The organism is Paenibacillus ottowii (genome assembly GCF_050516475.1).
GTDB lineage: Bacteria > Bacillota > Bacilli > Paenibacillales > Paenibacillaceae > Paenibacillus > Paenibacillus ottowii.
On the sequence record NZ_CP191577.1, the window covers coordinates 1,373,749 to 1,388,810 of the forward strand.

Here is a 15,062-nt window from a genome sequence, read left to right on the forward strand (position 1 = left end):
TCCTGTCTCCACCAAAACCTTACTGCTTGATTGTACCGAAAGCCCATGTCCACGTCAAAGCTTCCTACAAAAAAACCGCCGAATAACTCGGCGGTTGGTATATTTAACAAGATCAGGCGTAGGGTTCAGCCACAAAATGTCCTTTAGATACTTCAATCAGCGTGGCATTTTCTAGGTTATAAGCCCCTGCTTTATTGTCGGACGTGTTATGAATCGGTCCACCTTGATCGTCAGGCATAATAATTCGCTTTTTGTTGGCTTCGACTTCCGGGTCAGGAAGTGGAATCGCCGACAAAAGCATTTTCGTATATGGATGGATCGGATTGGCATATAATTCAGAACTTTCAGCAAGCTCAACCATTCTGCCTCTATACATTACAGCTACCCGATCACTGATGTGCTTGACCATCGACAGATCATGCGCAATGAACAGGTAGGTCAGGCCCAGACGTTCTTGAAGCTCTTTTAACAGATTGACAACTTGAGCCTGAATAGATACGTCAAGTGCTGAAATTGGCTCATCACAAATGATGAACTTAGGATTAACAGCCAATGCACGAGCAATACCGATCCGTTGACGTTGGCCACCAGAGAACTCATGCGGATAACGTGTTGCATGGTCAGGATTCAAACCAACCAGATCAAGCAACTCTTCAATCCGTTTTTTACGTTCTGCACGGCTACCCGCCATATTGTGAATATCCAGTGCCTCGCCAATAATATCTGATACGGTAAAACGTGGGTTTAATGATGCATATGGATCTTGAAAGATCATCTGCATATCCCGACGCATTGCTTTCATTTTACTCGGTGATAATTTGTAAATATCAGTACCGTTAAAACGTACGCTACCTGCTGTAGGTTCATATAAGCGCAAAATAGTACGCCCCGCTGTAGATTTACCACAACCGGATTCGCCAACCATCCCTAGCGTTTCACCTTCGCGAATATAGAAATTCAGGTTGTCCACCGCTTTGAGCACACGGTTTTTGCCAACATTAAAATACTTTTTAAGACCTTCAACCTCAATTAAATTGTTGCTGCTCACCATGATCTCACCTCCTATTTCTTCAACTTCGGATCAAGCGCATCACGCAAGCCGTCGCCAAAAAGGTTGAACGCAAGCATAATCAAACTGATCAAACCTGCTGGGAAAAGCATCCGCCATGGATAATACATCCATCCGGTCAGAGCTGCTTCAATCATTGAACCCAGCGACGCCCGAGGAGCCTGTACCCCTAATCCAAGAAAGCTCAGGAATGCCTCGGAGAAAATTGCACTTGGAACTGTCAAAGTCAATGTGACAATGATGGGTCCTACCGCGTTTGGCAACAAGTGACGGAACAACAAGCGACCTGCACCAGCACCCATTGAACGGGACGCAAGTACGAATTCCCGGTTTTTAAGTTGCAGCATTTCACCACGTACAATCCACGACATGTTAATCCACCCGGTTACACAGAGTGCAATAATAATTGTGGTGATACTAGGCTCCAATACAACCAGCAACAGGATTGTAACAAGCAAGTAAGGAATGGAATACAAGATTTCAGAAAATTTATTCATGATTTCATCAACGCGGCCACCAAAGTAACCCATAATTCCACCATAAATTACACCAATCATCAAGTCAATCATTGCCGCAGCCAAACCAATAATCAAGGAAATCCGAGCGCCCATCCAAGTACGGACAAACATATCACGACCCAATTCATCTGTTCCGAACCAATGCTCTGCCGAAGGAGGAAGATTGGTGCTCAACAAATCATTCGTGCGGTCATCATATGGCGCCAGCATCGGACCAACTATCGAACCAAGGACAATAAGAAACAGGATGCTTAGGCTTGTCATTGCCAGTTTGTTTTTGCGAAGTCGCTCCCAAGCATCTCGCCAAGCGGATAAGCTTTCACGCTGAATAACTTCAAACTGTTTTTCATCCGCTCCGACTCTTTGAAAGTCCTCTGGTTTTACCTGAAGCTTATCCAAGTTCACAGCATTATCTTTCACAGACATAAAGTTATCCCTCCTTCCTGCCAGTAAGCTTAATCCGTGGATCAATAAATCCATATGCAATATCTGTAATAAAGCGTGCTACCATCAATAAGATACCGTAAAAAATAGTTACTCCCATAATCATTGTATAATCACGGGTAGTAATACTATCCACAAATACCTTGCCAATACCGCCGATTCCGAAAATCCGTTCAATAACAACTGAACCGGTAATAATATTTGCAGCCATTGGACCTACATAGGTAACGACTGGCAGAATGGCATTCCGCACTACGTGTTTAAACATAATAACAACGGGCTGCAAACCTTTAGCCTTGGCAGTCTTAATATAGTCTGCGTGAAGCACTTCTAGCATACTGGAGCGCGTTAACCTAGCGATAAATGCAATCGGCTGAGCTGACAGTGCAGCAACAGGCAGGACGTAGTCCAGTGGACCATCAAATCCCATAACATTAAACCATCCCAAATTCTGAGCGAAATAATACTGAATCAGGGACGCCAGGACAAAGCTGGGAACCGCAATCCCCATAATTGCCAAGATCATCGCAATGTTATCAATGAGCCTGCGGTGGTATAGTGCCGCTAGCATCCCTAGCAAGATACCGACAATTATCGACACGATTATGGCAACAAAACCGAGTTTAAGGGAAACCGTAAAGGTTTGTCCGATAATGTCAGTAACACTTTGATTCAGCTTTTTCATAGAAATACCAAAATCACCTGAAGCAATATCACCTAAGTATTTAAAATATTGGACATATACAGGCTTATCCAGCCCATATTGCTCCATTAACCGGGCTTGGATCTCAGGAGAAGTCGCTTTTTCACTCATGAAGGGGTTACCCGGAATAGCTTTCATGAGAAAAAACGTCGCAGAGATCAGAATGAACAAAGACAGCAACATATAGAAGAATTTACTGATCAAATAACGCGTCATTGCCCGTTTACACCCCCCATAAATTTTTTCGACACCATTCGATTTTATCGAAATAGAATTGGACTGTCCAATCTACTTATTTGCATGGTTACATGATGATGGAAAAGACTAGGACACACAAAAAAAACGGGATATATATGGTTCAATCCACATATATATCCCGAAGTAACTATCAAACTTCAGAATTGAGCTTTAGTTACTGTGTAATATACGCTCTTGTGAAATCAATTGCTCCACTAAAGTCAAGCCCGATATCTTTTACATTCGGTTTCGTTAAGGAAACATTTGAATAGTAGTAGATCGGAAGCAATACCATATCATCTTGAACCAGAATTTTCTCCGCTTTTGCGAAATCTTCCATACGTTTAGCTGGATCCGTTTCTGTTTTGGCTGCTTGAATCAAAGAGTCATATGCAGGGTTAGCATAACCTGCGTTGTTGTTACCATTGCCTGTTGTCCACATATCCAGGAATGTCATCGGATCATTGTAGTCAGCAGACCAACCGCCACGGGCAATTTGGTAGTTCAATTTGTTACGATTTTGGATAAATACGCTCCATTCTTGATTTTGGATTTTAACGTCCACACCAAGGTTTTTCTTCCACATGTCTGCAATTGCCAAAGCAATCTTTTGATGACTTTCTAAAGAGTTATACAGAAAAGTTATCGGAGGAAGTGAAGTTATCCCTTCTTCTTTCATACCTTCTTGAAGCAATTTTTTCGCTTCAGTGAAGTCTTCTTTGAAATAATCATCTTTATGCTCGGAACGGAATTCCTGAGAAACTCCTTTGATACCTGGAGGTACGAAGCCGTAAGCAGGAATTTGGCCACCCAAAGTCACTCTGTCAACGATTGGTTGACGTTCAATAGCCATCGCAAACGCTTTACGAATTTTAGCATTGTTAAAAGGTTTTTCCGTTACATTAAACAGATAGTAATACGTACTTGCAATTCCTTTTGCCTTAAATTCGTTAGGCAATTCTTTTTTCACAGCCGGAATTTGGTCGGTAGGAATTTCACCGTTTGGCATACCAGCATAATCAAGTTGTCCACTTCTGTATGAAGCCAATTCAGTTGCACCGCTGTTTACAAGGGACATCGTAATTTTATTCAGCTTGATTTCGTCTTTACCCCAATAGTTTTCGCTCTTGGTTACTTCGATCTTTTGACCGCTGTCCCAAGCCGTTAATTTGAAAGGTCCGTTAGTAATCATACTATCTTTCTGAACAGCCCACTTGTCATTTCCTTTAATAGAAGGATTAACAGGATAGTAAGTATAGAAAGAAGTCAACCCAAGGAAGTAAGGAGTCGGGTGTTCCAGCTCTACTTGCAATGTATGGTCATCAACAGCTTTGACACCTACATCTTTAAAATCTTTTATTTTAGTTCCTTTATAGGATTTGGAAGTGCTCAGGTTGTAGCCCTCAGCATTTTTGATATAGTACAATTGGTAAGCATATGGAGGTGCAGGGGCTGTCGAAGGGTCCAGTACCCGTTGCCAAGCGAATACGAAGTCGCTTGCTTTGACCGGATCGCCGTTGCTCCATTTTGCATTTTCACGAAGCTTGAACGTGTAGGTTTTGCCGTCATCGGAAATTTTCCAAGATTCAGCGACGCCAGGAATTTCTTTGCCATCAGGACCCATACGTACGAGACCTTCATACAAAGTTTTCAGAACCGTGTTCGTTTGACTATCCTGAGCTTGTGCCGGATCGAAGGTTGGCGGCTCGGAAGAAAGGTTAATGCGCAAAATTTGCTTGTCGGCCGCAGCCGGCGTAGTCGAGGTGTTTTCTTGTGCGCCCTTACCATTGGTATCGTTCTTGCCGCCGCAACCTGCGAGCAGTGCGCCAACTGCAAGAACGAGTGTCAAAAGGACTAAAAAGCTTTTCCTTTTCATCTAGCGTTTTCCCCCTAGTTCTAAAGTGGTATATGTTTATAGATTATACAACCAGCGGTCAAAAAAATCTACATTACATTTCTTCAAATTGAGCTTTTTTTTCAAAAAACCATGATTAATTCATATTTTTTCACCATTTCATGTCACATTATATCACATAGAGTTGAATATATTTTTAAATATACCAACTACAGTCAACAAAGTATACGCCAATGTCATCGCCATAAAAGTTAGTCTCCAGACCGCTCTACATAATCTTTTACCATCAACCTTTCCTTTTATTCGGTTTTGAGCTCCCCCAATTAAACCCAATGCCAGTAACAGGAGCAGTAGAATCAAATAAAAACCGAATCGCGATGTAAACAGGACATTAAAAAGTGCTGCAACGGAAAATATCAGAAACAAAGTGGTGATATCCATAGAAGTAAGCAATGATTTCTTTTTTTCCATTTTAAGAATGTAGCGACAAACCACAAACACAATTAAAAACGGAAAAAAGGGAAGAATACTGAAAGTGATAATAGTACCTTGTATAAGACTCAACTGATCACCCCTCTTTTAGCCGCATTCCTTCAATTAATTGCCACAATATCTCATGAGTTGGCGCACTCATTCCAGCTCGCTTTGCCATCTGCACCAGTTGCCCGTTAATGGAAGCAACTTCGGTCATGGACTGTGCAAGTACATCAGCGAGCATTGATGAGTGATTCTCTGCCGTTGCTCGGCAAACATCCATAATTTGATCCCACCATTCGCTTTCCCAGCGAATACCATGAGCTTCATACACTTGTATGCCTTCATCGTACAGCTTGCGCATCATATGTATTCGTACTGGCTCTGATAGCAGCTCGCCATTCCGAACTCGCCATACGGCCGTCAGTGGATTGATCACAGCGTTAATCAACAACTTTCGATAGATCCCTTTCTCGATTTCTTTCGACAAGCAAACGTCAAATCCTGCTACAAGCAACCGATTTAGCACACATTGCTTGAAATCATTGTGATGTTCTTCCTCTCTATCCTTTAAACATCCAATTTCAGTCAAGCCCGCTCCTGCATGTACAATTGTTGCTGCGCCTTGTCTCTTGGCTCCTTCAGTTGTCACAGCAGGATATACTACAGCTTTTGGCCACGCCTGTCTAATGCGTTCTATATGGCCGATTCCATTTTGCAAACAAATAATCCCTGTATCTCTTTCCGTTTGAGCTACAGGTTGGATCTGTCCCAATACTTCTCCTATCGCCCCCTGTTTGGTTAAAAACATGATCCACCGTGCCGGAGTCTGTGAATTTAACCGTTGCCAATCTGCCAATGGCGCTACCTTTAGCTTGTCCCCCGACACATGAAGAGCCACCTGTCCCTCCTTATCAAGCACAGTAATCCCTTCACGAGCAATAACGCATGCCTGTTCAATTGTTCGTGTCCATAGTCTTATTGCAGCACCTGAGGCGGACAATCTCCCGGCAAACAGCAATCCCAGCGAACCCGCTCCAATAATATCAATCACTTTGTATCGTCTCGCTTCCATCTTTTTTTCTACTATATCATATGCACTCCAATGAAATAACAAAAACGCCAACTATGGCCAAGCGATAGTTGACGTTTTATTTAAAAAACCATTGTAATCTTGCTACTCAATGCGCTCCAGATTCCCATTCGCGTCCATTTTGAACCTGGATTTAAGTTCTTCCTCATCTTCAGTGATTAAAGCCAAACGCCGGGCGCGGTCCATAATCTGAATCAGAGCTTTATAATCATCATTTACAACACGATAGTCCGTCTGCACTTCATTTACTTCTTTGGACAGCCGGTCATTAATGGAGCGAAGTTGATTTAATTCTTCTTCCTTTTCCCGCAAATCTTTCTCCAGCATCTTAATCTGCCGATTCGTCTCCTGCATAGACCCCTTCCATTGACGCAAGAAGCGGATTACTGCATCAATAGATAACGTATCTTCACTCGTGCCATCTGTTCTGTATCCCCCTTCGACTGTATCGAGTGTAGCAAAGGTCGCCACCTGCGATACACCTACCGGGCTCTGCTTGCGAATATAACTGCGCTTCTGGCGCTGCGCTTTGGCAATGCTAATCGCTTCATCGTAACGTTTGCGCACACAGCTATTCCAACGAAAGCCGCATGCCGCAGAGGTTCTACCGATTTTTTGTCCCACCTCCTCAAACGCAGCCAGCTGTGTTCCGCCTTCCCGGATATGCCGCAATGTCACCTCCGCCAATATCAAATCATCTTCCGCACTCCATGCATCTTGTCTTATTGCAGTCATGCCTCTAGCCCTCCTAACAACATCCTGAAATAACCGTCTTCATGAACCGATCTTGCCGGTATTTGAATAGGGTATAAAAGCTGTTTATTCATTCCTATGCCTCTCGTAGAGTTCATAGAATCTATTTGATACTAAATTGTATTTCCATTTCTGCCAGAACTCATACGTGAAGTAAGCAGTTTCGGGTTTCAAGCATGCTCTGACTGCTGTACAATAAAATGAATGGTTAAAGAATAAAAAAGGAACATATACATTACCATTAGTCTTTTTCGTAATACATAAAAGGGGAAAATAAATGAATACACGAATAAAAATCGCAATCTGCACGCTGCTGGCCCTCATGGTGATGCTGACTTCCATATATGTATGTCCTACTTTCGCCGCTCCCTCTCCTGAAGAAAATCAGATTTTACAAGATAGCCTGTCTATCGTAGAGATTGACCATGAAATCGAGCGAATCAGTCAGGAGCAGCAGACTCTTTTACAGCGTCAGCAGAAACTGCGTAGTAGTCTAGCTGACCAACAGGAGCAAATGAACCTACAACGCAAGCGGGCAGGTGTCGTGCTGCGATCTTACTATATGGGGGAAAGGGACAAGCTGCTGAGTGTAGTGCTAGGGGCTAAAAGTATAAAGCAACTTCTCTCTTTGTACGATTATTATTTATTATTGATTAGTCACGATCAGGATGTGCTTCAAGAATACAAATCCAATTATCAATTTATGCAAAAAACCGAGCAACAAGTCGCCCAAGCCACGATGGAGTTAGAGACGGTTAAAACAAATTTACTGGCACAACGTCAACGGATTCTCCTTCTCCAGTCGCGTGTAAATGACGGCGTTAGTGCCAGTGAAAACCCTGAAACTTTACGCAAGCTCATTGGCGAGATGACAGCTTATTGGGAAAATGTGGGTGTTTACGAGGTAAATAAACACTTTAAAGCATTAGCTCAAGCAATGCAGGATTTGCCCCAATTCATTCAACAACAGCAAGGGGCAATGGTTACCAATGGAAAAGTAATTACGATAAGCATTCGTGAAGAAGATTTTAACCGTTTTTTGAAGTCAGAGAGTGAATTATTTAATCACTTCAATTTCTCCTTTGTGCAGGATCGGATTGTGGTAGAAGGTCAGCAAGGAACGATGAAATTAAGAGTAGAAGGTCACTATACAGTAGAGAATGAACCAAAAAATTCAATTTTATTCCACGTAGATCGACTGGTATTTAATGGACTGGAACTGCCGGACACAACTCGCAATAAGCTGGAAAAAGATTTTGATCTCGGCTTCTACCCGCAGCAGCTTATTTCATATGTTAAAGCCACAGAAGTACATGCTTTAAAAGGTATTCTTGAAGTTAAGCTGGAGTTAAGCTTTAAGTAAGTTTTGCTCATCTGCATTATTCTTACTATAATATAAAACAAGAGACCTCGGGAACATCCCGAGGTCTTAATGATTTGTAATAACGATCAGGGACTATAACAGATCAGCTGCCAACTGTGCGAGTTTGGAGCGCTCTCCTTTTTCCAACATAATATGCCCGCTAATCCCTTCTTGCTTGAACCGCTCCACCACATAGGTCAAGCCGTTACTGGCTGCATCCAGATAAGGGTGATCAATTTGCTCCGGATCTCCCATCAGTATAATCTTACTCCCCTCACCTACCCGAGAAACAATCGTTTTGATTTCATGTCGGGATAAATTTTGCGCTTCATCAATAATGATAAATTGCCCGGGTATCGAACGTCCCCGAATATAAGTGAGCGCCTCCACCTGAATACTGCCTAAGCCCATCAAAATTTTGTCGATATCGCCTGATTTTTTGGCATCAAACAAATACTCCAAATTGTCGTAGATTGGCTGCATCCAGGGACGAAGCTTTTCTTCCTTTTCTCCCGGTAAATAACCGATATCCTTACCCATAGGAACAACAGGCCGAGCAATTAACAGTTTCTTAAAGCGGTGCTCATCCTCTACTTTAAGCAACCCCGCCGCCAGCGCCAGCAGCGTTTTGCCAGTACCTGCTTTTCCAGTAATCGTCACCAGGGGAATATCATCATTAAGCAAAAGCTCCAATGCCATCCGTTGCTGAGCATTACGCGCGCTGATTCCCCATACCGATTCGTTGCTTAAGTACAAGGGTTCTAATCGTTCTGCCTCCTGATTTACTTTTAACAGTGCCGATTTTCCAGTGCCCATTTCATCTTTCAATATAACAAATTCATGTGGATACAGCGTATAAGGCAGCTTCAGTGGTTTGATTGGTAAAAAACGGTTAGAGTAAAATTCATCTATGATGGACGGATGCACCTGTATTGCCGAGTATCCGGGGTACAATTCACTTGGATCGCCTGTTCTATCGGAGAGGTAGTCTTCTGTCAGCAGTCCTAATACATCTGCCTTGATCCTGACCAATACGTCCTTGCTAACCAACACCACCGAACGCGGTTCAGATTGCTCCTGTTCTTCCAAATGATAATTTAAGGCGACCGCCAAAATCCGGTTATCGTTGGAAACCTCCCCGAACATCTCCTGAACTTTCAAAAAGCTCCGGTGGTTTAACTCAACCTTAAGCCTACCGCCTTGGGGAAGTGGAACGCCACTATGAAGATGACCCACTTCTCTCAACCCATCTAACAATCGCGATACATTGCGGGCATTCCGTCCAATCTCATCCGCGTTGCGTTTTTTGGAGTCGATTTCTTCCAGAACAACAGCTGGAATAATAACTTCATGTTCTTTGAAGGTAAAAATGGCTTTCGGATCATGCAGCAGCACATTCGTATCCAGCACAAAAATTTTCTTCATTAAATCCCCTCCAAAGCGGCGTGGACAATCTCGTGTTTCATACCTATACCTATTCACTGGCTACCCAATACTTGCTGATTCCCTGAAAAAAGAACTCCAAAACAGCATAAGGAAACGAAAAGTCTAGCTGAAGATAGTCTCAGAGCCTGTACATTTTAAAATTAGACACAAAAGGCCCAGTGATTTCTCACTGGACCTAGATTGCGTTCACTCTACATTTAGACATACCTCAACCCCCTTATGTTATATAAGAGTTTTACTCGCAGAGAGTATAACATAAGCAGGGAAAAAGATACATACTCAGGAATTGGAAGAAGCTTCAGGGCTGTCGCTTGCTTTTTTGGCTAATTCCTCTTGTAGCGCTTGTTTGGCCGAATCGAGCTGTTGCTCGTCAATGTATACATAAGGGCTACGCCACGTTCCTGCTACGGGGGTGTATCTTACATTTTGCTTGGAAATATTCCAATAGGTTTGTACGATATTTTTCATTTGCTGTGATTCGATATCCGTCATCATATTCTTATCAACCGATTTAATAATTGCACTAAACTTGGTCAAAGCGTTGAAGGTTTGCATTTGGTCAATTAGGGAATGAAGTACCTGATTTTGTCGACGATTGCGATCAAAGTCGTCAGATTCAGCTGTTCTCGGACGACAATTCGATTTGCGGTAGCGAACAAAATCAAGAGCCTGATCACCGTTCAAATGCTTGGCCCCAGCTGTCAGGTTAATATCGGTACCGTCAGCACGGTCTCGGTAACACATGTTTTTATCAACCGTTACATCTACGCCACCTAGATTATCTACTACATCTCTAAAGCCCTGGAAGTTAATAACCGTTACATAATCAATATTAATGTTTAAATATTTGCCGATCATCTTCTTCATTTGCTCTTCAGCAACTTCGCCAGATTCTTTCTCTCTAGCCTTAAACACCGGATAATACTCATTCAGCTTGCGTGGTTTATACCCATCCATTTCTAGACGCGTATCACGAGGCAAGGACACAATGGTAGACGATTTAGTATTAGGGTTCAATGTAGCTACCATAATAACGTCTGACAAATAAGTTGGATGGTCAGGGCGATAGTCGGTTCCAAGCAATAAGATAGTCAAAGGCTTAGTCTCAGCCAATTGCGTTTTGGGTACTTCCTTGTTGATTCCAGTATCCAAAACATCCTCTACCTGATTGTAAATATAGTAGGTATAACCAGCTGCCGCCAAGATCCCTATAATAAGCAGAAATAAGACAAACTTCATAAACGATCTGAAAAAGCTTTTTTTCTTTTTCGTTTTTTTCGGTTTGGCGGATTTTTTCCCGCTTTGTGTCCGGGGAGGCAATCCGTTCGAAAGATTACTCATGCTTCAACACCTTTTCCTGCGTTTTGAGAAAATATAGCTTTCTCCAAGTTTACAATCCTAAAACACATACAGCGGCGCATCCCGTTCCCAGGTGTCGCCGCTGTGGCTAAAGACCATCCAATTAATTACATATTTGCTTGTGCTGTTTTACGTTGTTTCTCCGCACGCTCGCGCTCACCTTTGTTCAAGATCTTTTTACGCAAACGAATGGATTTAGGCGTAATCTCACAATACTCATCATCATTCAGATATTCAAGCGCCTGCTCCAATGAGAAGATAACAGGTGTTTTTAATTTAACCGTATCGTCTTTTGTTGCGGAACGAACGTTGGTCAATTGTTTTTCTTTACAGATGTTAACGACAATGTCGTTATCACGTGTGTGCTCACCAACGATCATGCCCTCATAAATTTCAGTTCCTGGCTCCAAGAACAAAATACCGCGATCCTCTACGCCCAGCATACCATAAAATGTCGAGGTGCCGTTTTCTGTAGATACAAGTACTCCTTGATGACGTCCACCCACTTGACCGCCAACAAATGGTCCATAGCTGTCAAATGCATGGTTCATTACACCATAACCACGAGTCAAAGTCAGGAAGTTTGTAGTGTAACCGATCAAACCACGTGCTGGAATCAGGAATTCCAAGCGAACCTGTCCGGTACCGTTGTTAATCATGTTGACCATTTCGGCTTTACGGGAGCCCAGACTTTCCATAACTGCGCCCATGCTTTCTTCCGGAATATCAATGAGGAGACGTTCAATTGGCTCCATTTTCTTACCGTCAATTTCCTTGACGATAACTTCCGGTTTGGACACTTGCAGTTCATAACCTTCACGACGCATGTTTTCAATCAGGATTCCCAGATGCAATTCACCACGTCCAGACACAATAAAGGCATCCGGGCTATCGGTTTCATCAACACGCAAGCTGACATCTGTTTCGAGTTCTTTCAGAAGACGCTCACGCAATTTACGGGATGTAACCCACTTACCATCACGACCCGCGAATGGACTGTTGTTAACCAAGAAGGTCATTTGCAGTGTAGGCTCATCAATTTTCAGTACAGGCAATGCCTCAGGATGATTGGGATCGGCAATGGTTTCACCAATGTTGATGTCTTTAATCCCCGCAATTGCCACAATGTCACCAGCGCCCGCTTGATCCGTTTCAATCCGTTTCAGTCCTTGGAAGCCGAACAGCTTCTCAATACGCGCTGATTTACTGCTGCCATCACGTTGGATAACTGTGACCGCTTGTCCTTGCTTGATGATACCGCGGTTCACACGGCCAACTGCAATTCGGCCCAGGTATTCGTTATAGTCCATCAATGTTACGAGGAATTGAAGAGGCTCATCTACTTTTTCAGTTGGAGCTGGGATGTGCTCTACCACTGTTTCGTACAATGCTTGCATGTTGTCATCTTGCTTCTCAGGGTCCAAGCTGGAGGTTCCGTTCAACGCCGAAGCGTACACAACAGGGAATTCTAATTGATCATCATTTGCGCCCAGCTCGATGAACAGATCCAGTACTTCATCAATAACTTCTGCCGGACGAGCTGCCGGACGGTCAATTTTATTGACTACAACGATAGGCGTCAGATTTTGCTCCAGCGCTTTACGCAATACGAATTTTGTTTGCGGCATGCAGCCTTCGTACGCATCAACGACGAGCAAAACACCGTCAACCATTTTCATAATCCGTTCCACTTCACCACCAAAGTCGGCGTGTCCCGGTGTATCTACAATGTTAATCAGGTAATCTTTGTAAGTGATAGCTGTATTTTTAGCCAAAATCGTAATACCGCGTTCACGCTCCAGATCGTTGGAGTCCATGGCGCGCTCCTGAACAGCCTCGTGTTCTCTAAATGTTCCGGACTGTTGAAGCAGCTTATCGACAAGTGTCGTTTTTCCGTGGTCGACGTGGGCAATAATCGCAATATTGCGAATGTTCTCTCTTGCATGCATGGTTTGTATCCATATCCTTTCCGTATATCAAAATAGTGTCTCTATCCTGAAGTAGTGCTCATTCCAAGGCTAACAATCGTTCTTTAGGCCCACTCCCTGTCAGCCTTCTATATGTTTCAGGCTTTATACAGACAGCTTCTCTCTCCGATTCGCGTGAAAACCTTAAAATAAGCGTCAGAAATCATTCCGACGCTCTTATCATATCCCTTATATTATAGTAGAAATATGTCATAAAGCAAGACATTATTGCCTGTACCGTAATTTACCGCCATGAAATCTGCACAGCTTGTCGGTTTACCATTTGCGTTTGCTACGGTTGTTGACGACCAGCCAGATTCCAGCTCCGATCAGTAAAACGGCAATAATATACATAATGCCCGTACTTAGCAAGGTAATAATCAATAAAATTACCGATATCAGGCCTAATAGTACGCCCCCTGTATACACATTGCGAGAAAGCGAATTATCATTAATGGCATACCCCCATAATCCAATCGCTATACCTAGAAGGAACAAGGGCCATAAGTAGGCCATTAAATGCCAGCCCCAAGTATTGCAGAGAAAAAAGAGGAAGCCATATACCGACAAAATTCCTGCTGGCAGCAACATAAAAGGTGATACTCTGCGCATCATGTACATTGCATGCAGCACGATTCCTGGTATTAAAATCAGCAAGGGCCAAAGGTTTCGTCCCAAGAAGGAAAACATCCCCAATTTGCCCAACAAAATAATCAATCCTACGGCAACAATGCCTACTCCGATCATACGCTCTTTTCCGGAATTCATCGTGGTCTCCTTTGTTTGCTGGATTTGTTTTTGTGTCATTAAATATAGTTGTTTTTAAGTTCACTTTTATGAATATAGAATTTTTACAAAAACCGAGCAGACTCCCCGGTATTCGCAAAACCCTATGTCTAGTTTAGCCGATGTTTTCCAAAAAAACCACGTTCAAATATGACGGGCACGTAGGTGCTGGTATATTCCTGCTATGACAACTGCTGCGGCCAACAAAGCCGGTAACCATGCATGCATGACCTCGCCCATGCTTGTTAACCATATGCCCAATTTGGGATCACGCAGTAGCATTTCTCCTGCCGTGAAGGCCAGGATGGCCGATCCGAGCAAAACAAGGATCGGGAACCGATGAAGCCAGATTGCTATCACGTTGCTGCCCCAGACAACAATCGGAATACTAATCGCAATACCAATGACAATAATAGCAATGTCCCCATTAGCTAAAGCTGCAATAGCTAATACGTTATCCAGACTCATGACAAGGTCTGCTACGAGTATCACTTGTATCGCCTTCCATATGGTTGCTTCAGCCCTTACCCCCGCATGATCATCATTCTCATAGAGCAGCTTAATCGCAATCCATAACAGAAGCAAACCACCCGCCGCCTGAATGAAGGGTATGCCCAGCAAAATAACAGCTACAAAAGTCAACACACAGCGTAGAAGAACCGCACCGACTGCCCCCCACCATATCGCTTGACTTCGCTGCCTTGCAGGTAGGTTTTTGCTCGCCATAGCTATAACAACTGCATTATCACCACTTAGGACCAGATTAATCATTAATATTTTCAACAGCAAGATGACATGCTCCATATGTACAAACACCCCCATCCTACATGTATGCGTGATCGGACGAGGCTATGCTTGCAAGCTTTTCGTGAATAATTGTTCATTTAGTAATAACTAATGGCAAATTGGTTGAGTATAAACCTTGAATCCAATAACAAACAGCAATATAATGAATCGTATTTCCGATAAACGGGTATTAACATAAACAACATGCA

Annotated in this window: 13 protein-coding genes; 1 reads left to right on the top strand and 12 read right to left on the bottom strand. The window is 43.1% G+C overall.

What is annotated here, in order from left to right:
• Positions 1–112: 112 nt before the first annotated feature.
• From ACQQ6X_RS06465 to ACQQ6X_RS06495, 7 genes are all read right to left on the bottom strand, one after another.
• Positions 113–1,051 (bottom strand): ABC transporter ATP-binding protein, encoded by a 939-nt coding sequence (locus ACQQ6X_RS06465; RefSeq protein ID WP_063210130.1) that lies wholly within the window; start codon positions 1,049–1,051, stop codon positions 113–115.
• A gap of 11 nt (positions 1,052–1,062) precedes the next feature.
• On the bottom strand, positions 1,063–2,013 hold the full coding sequence (locus ACQQ6X_RS06470; protein ID WP_305164650.1) for an ABC transporter permease: 951 nt from the start codon (positions 2,011–2,013) through the stop codon (positions 1,063–1,065).
• Positions 2,014–2,017: 4 nt separating this feature from the next.
• Positions 2,018–2,950, bottom strand: a complete 933-nt coding sequence (locus ACQQ6X_RS06475) for an ABC transporter permease (protein WP_149033669.1) — start codon at positions 2,948–2,950, stop codon at positions 2,018–2,020.
• 196 nt (positions 2,951–3,146) lie between these two features.
• A complete protein-coding gene (locus tag ACQQ6X_RS06480; protein WP_149033670.1) occupies positions 3,147–4,847 on the bottom strand; it encodes a peptide ABC transporter substrate-binding protein in 1,701 nt (566 codons plus the stop codon).
• Positions 4,848–5,000: 153 nt separating this feature from the next.
• Positions 5,001–5,390 (bottom strand): DUF3397 domain-containing protein, encoded by a 390-nt coding sequence (locus ACQQ6X_RS06485; RefSeq protein WP_305164651.1) that lies wholly within the window; start codon positions 5,388–5,390, stop codon positions 5,001–5,003.
• Between the two features lie 4 nt (positions 5,391–5,394).
• Positions 5,395–6,375, bottom strand: a complete 981-nt coding sequence (locus ACQQ6X_RS06490) for a ketopantoate reductase family protein (RefSeq protein WP_305164652.1) — start codon at positions 6,373–6,375, stop codon at positions 5,395–5,397.
• A 102-nt stretch (positions 6,376–6,477) separates the two neighbouring features.
• Positions 6,478–7,128: an RsfA family transcriptional regulator gene (locus tag ACQQ6X_RS06495; RefSeq protein ID WP_063210124.1), complete on the bottom strand. Its 651-nt coding sequence runs from the start codon at positions 7,126–7,128 to the stop codon at positions 6,478–6,480.
• 295 nt (positions 7,129–7,423) lie between these two features.
• On the opposite strand from ACQQ6X_RS06495, the gene ACQQ6X_RS06500 reads away from it, so the two are divergent.
• A complete protein-coding gene (locus ACQQ6X_RS06500; RefSeq protein ID WP_305164653.1) occupies positions 7,424–8,509 on the top strand; it encodes a coiled-coil domain-containing protein in 1,086 nt (361 codons plus the stop codon).
• Between the two features lie 93 nt (positions 8,510–8,602).
• Here the strand turns inward: ACQQ6X_RS06500 and ACQQ6X_RS06505 are convergent, their stop codons facing one another.
• The 5 genes from ACQQ6X_RS06505 to ACQQ6X_RS06525 all read right to left on the bottom strand — a co-directional run bounded on the left by ACQQ6X_RS06505 (position 8,603) and on the right by ACQQ6X_RS06525 (position 14,871).
• Positions 8,603–9,934, bottom strand: coding sequence for a PhoH family protein (locus ACQQ6X_RS06505; protein ID WP_063210122.1), 1,332 nt, complete (start codon positions 9,932–9,934; stop codon positions 8,603–8,605).
• 300 nt (positions 9,935–10,234) lie between these two features.
• Complete coding sequence (locus tag ACQQ6X_RS06510; RefSeq protein ID WP_305164654.1) at positions 10,235–11,296, bottom strand: LCP family protein; 1,062 nt, start codon at positions 11,294–11,296, stop codon at positions 10,235–10,237.
• A gap of 125 nt (positions 11,297–11,421) precedes the next feature.
• Positions 11,422–13,263 (bottom strand): translational GTPase TypA, encoded by a 1,842-nt coding sequence (gene typA / locus ACQQ6X_RS06515; protein ID WP_064796046.1) that lies wholly within the window; start codon positions 13,261–13,263, stop codon positions 11,422–11,424.
• A 294-nt stretch (positions 13,264–13,557) separates the two neighbouring features.
• Positions 13,558–14,049, bottom strand: a complete 492-nt coding sequence (locus ACQQ6X_RS06520; RefSeq protein ID WP_305164655.1) for a hypothetical protein — start codon at positions 14,047–14,049, stop codon at positions 13,558–13,560.
• Between the two features lie 162 nt (positions 14,050–14,211).
• Positions 14,212–14,871, bottom strand: coding sequence for a TerC family protein (locus tag ACQQ6X_RS06525; protein WP_305164656.1), 660 nt, complete (start codon positions 14,869–14,871; stop codon positions 14,212–14,214).
• Positions 14,872–15,062 lie beyond the last annotated feature (191 nt).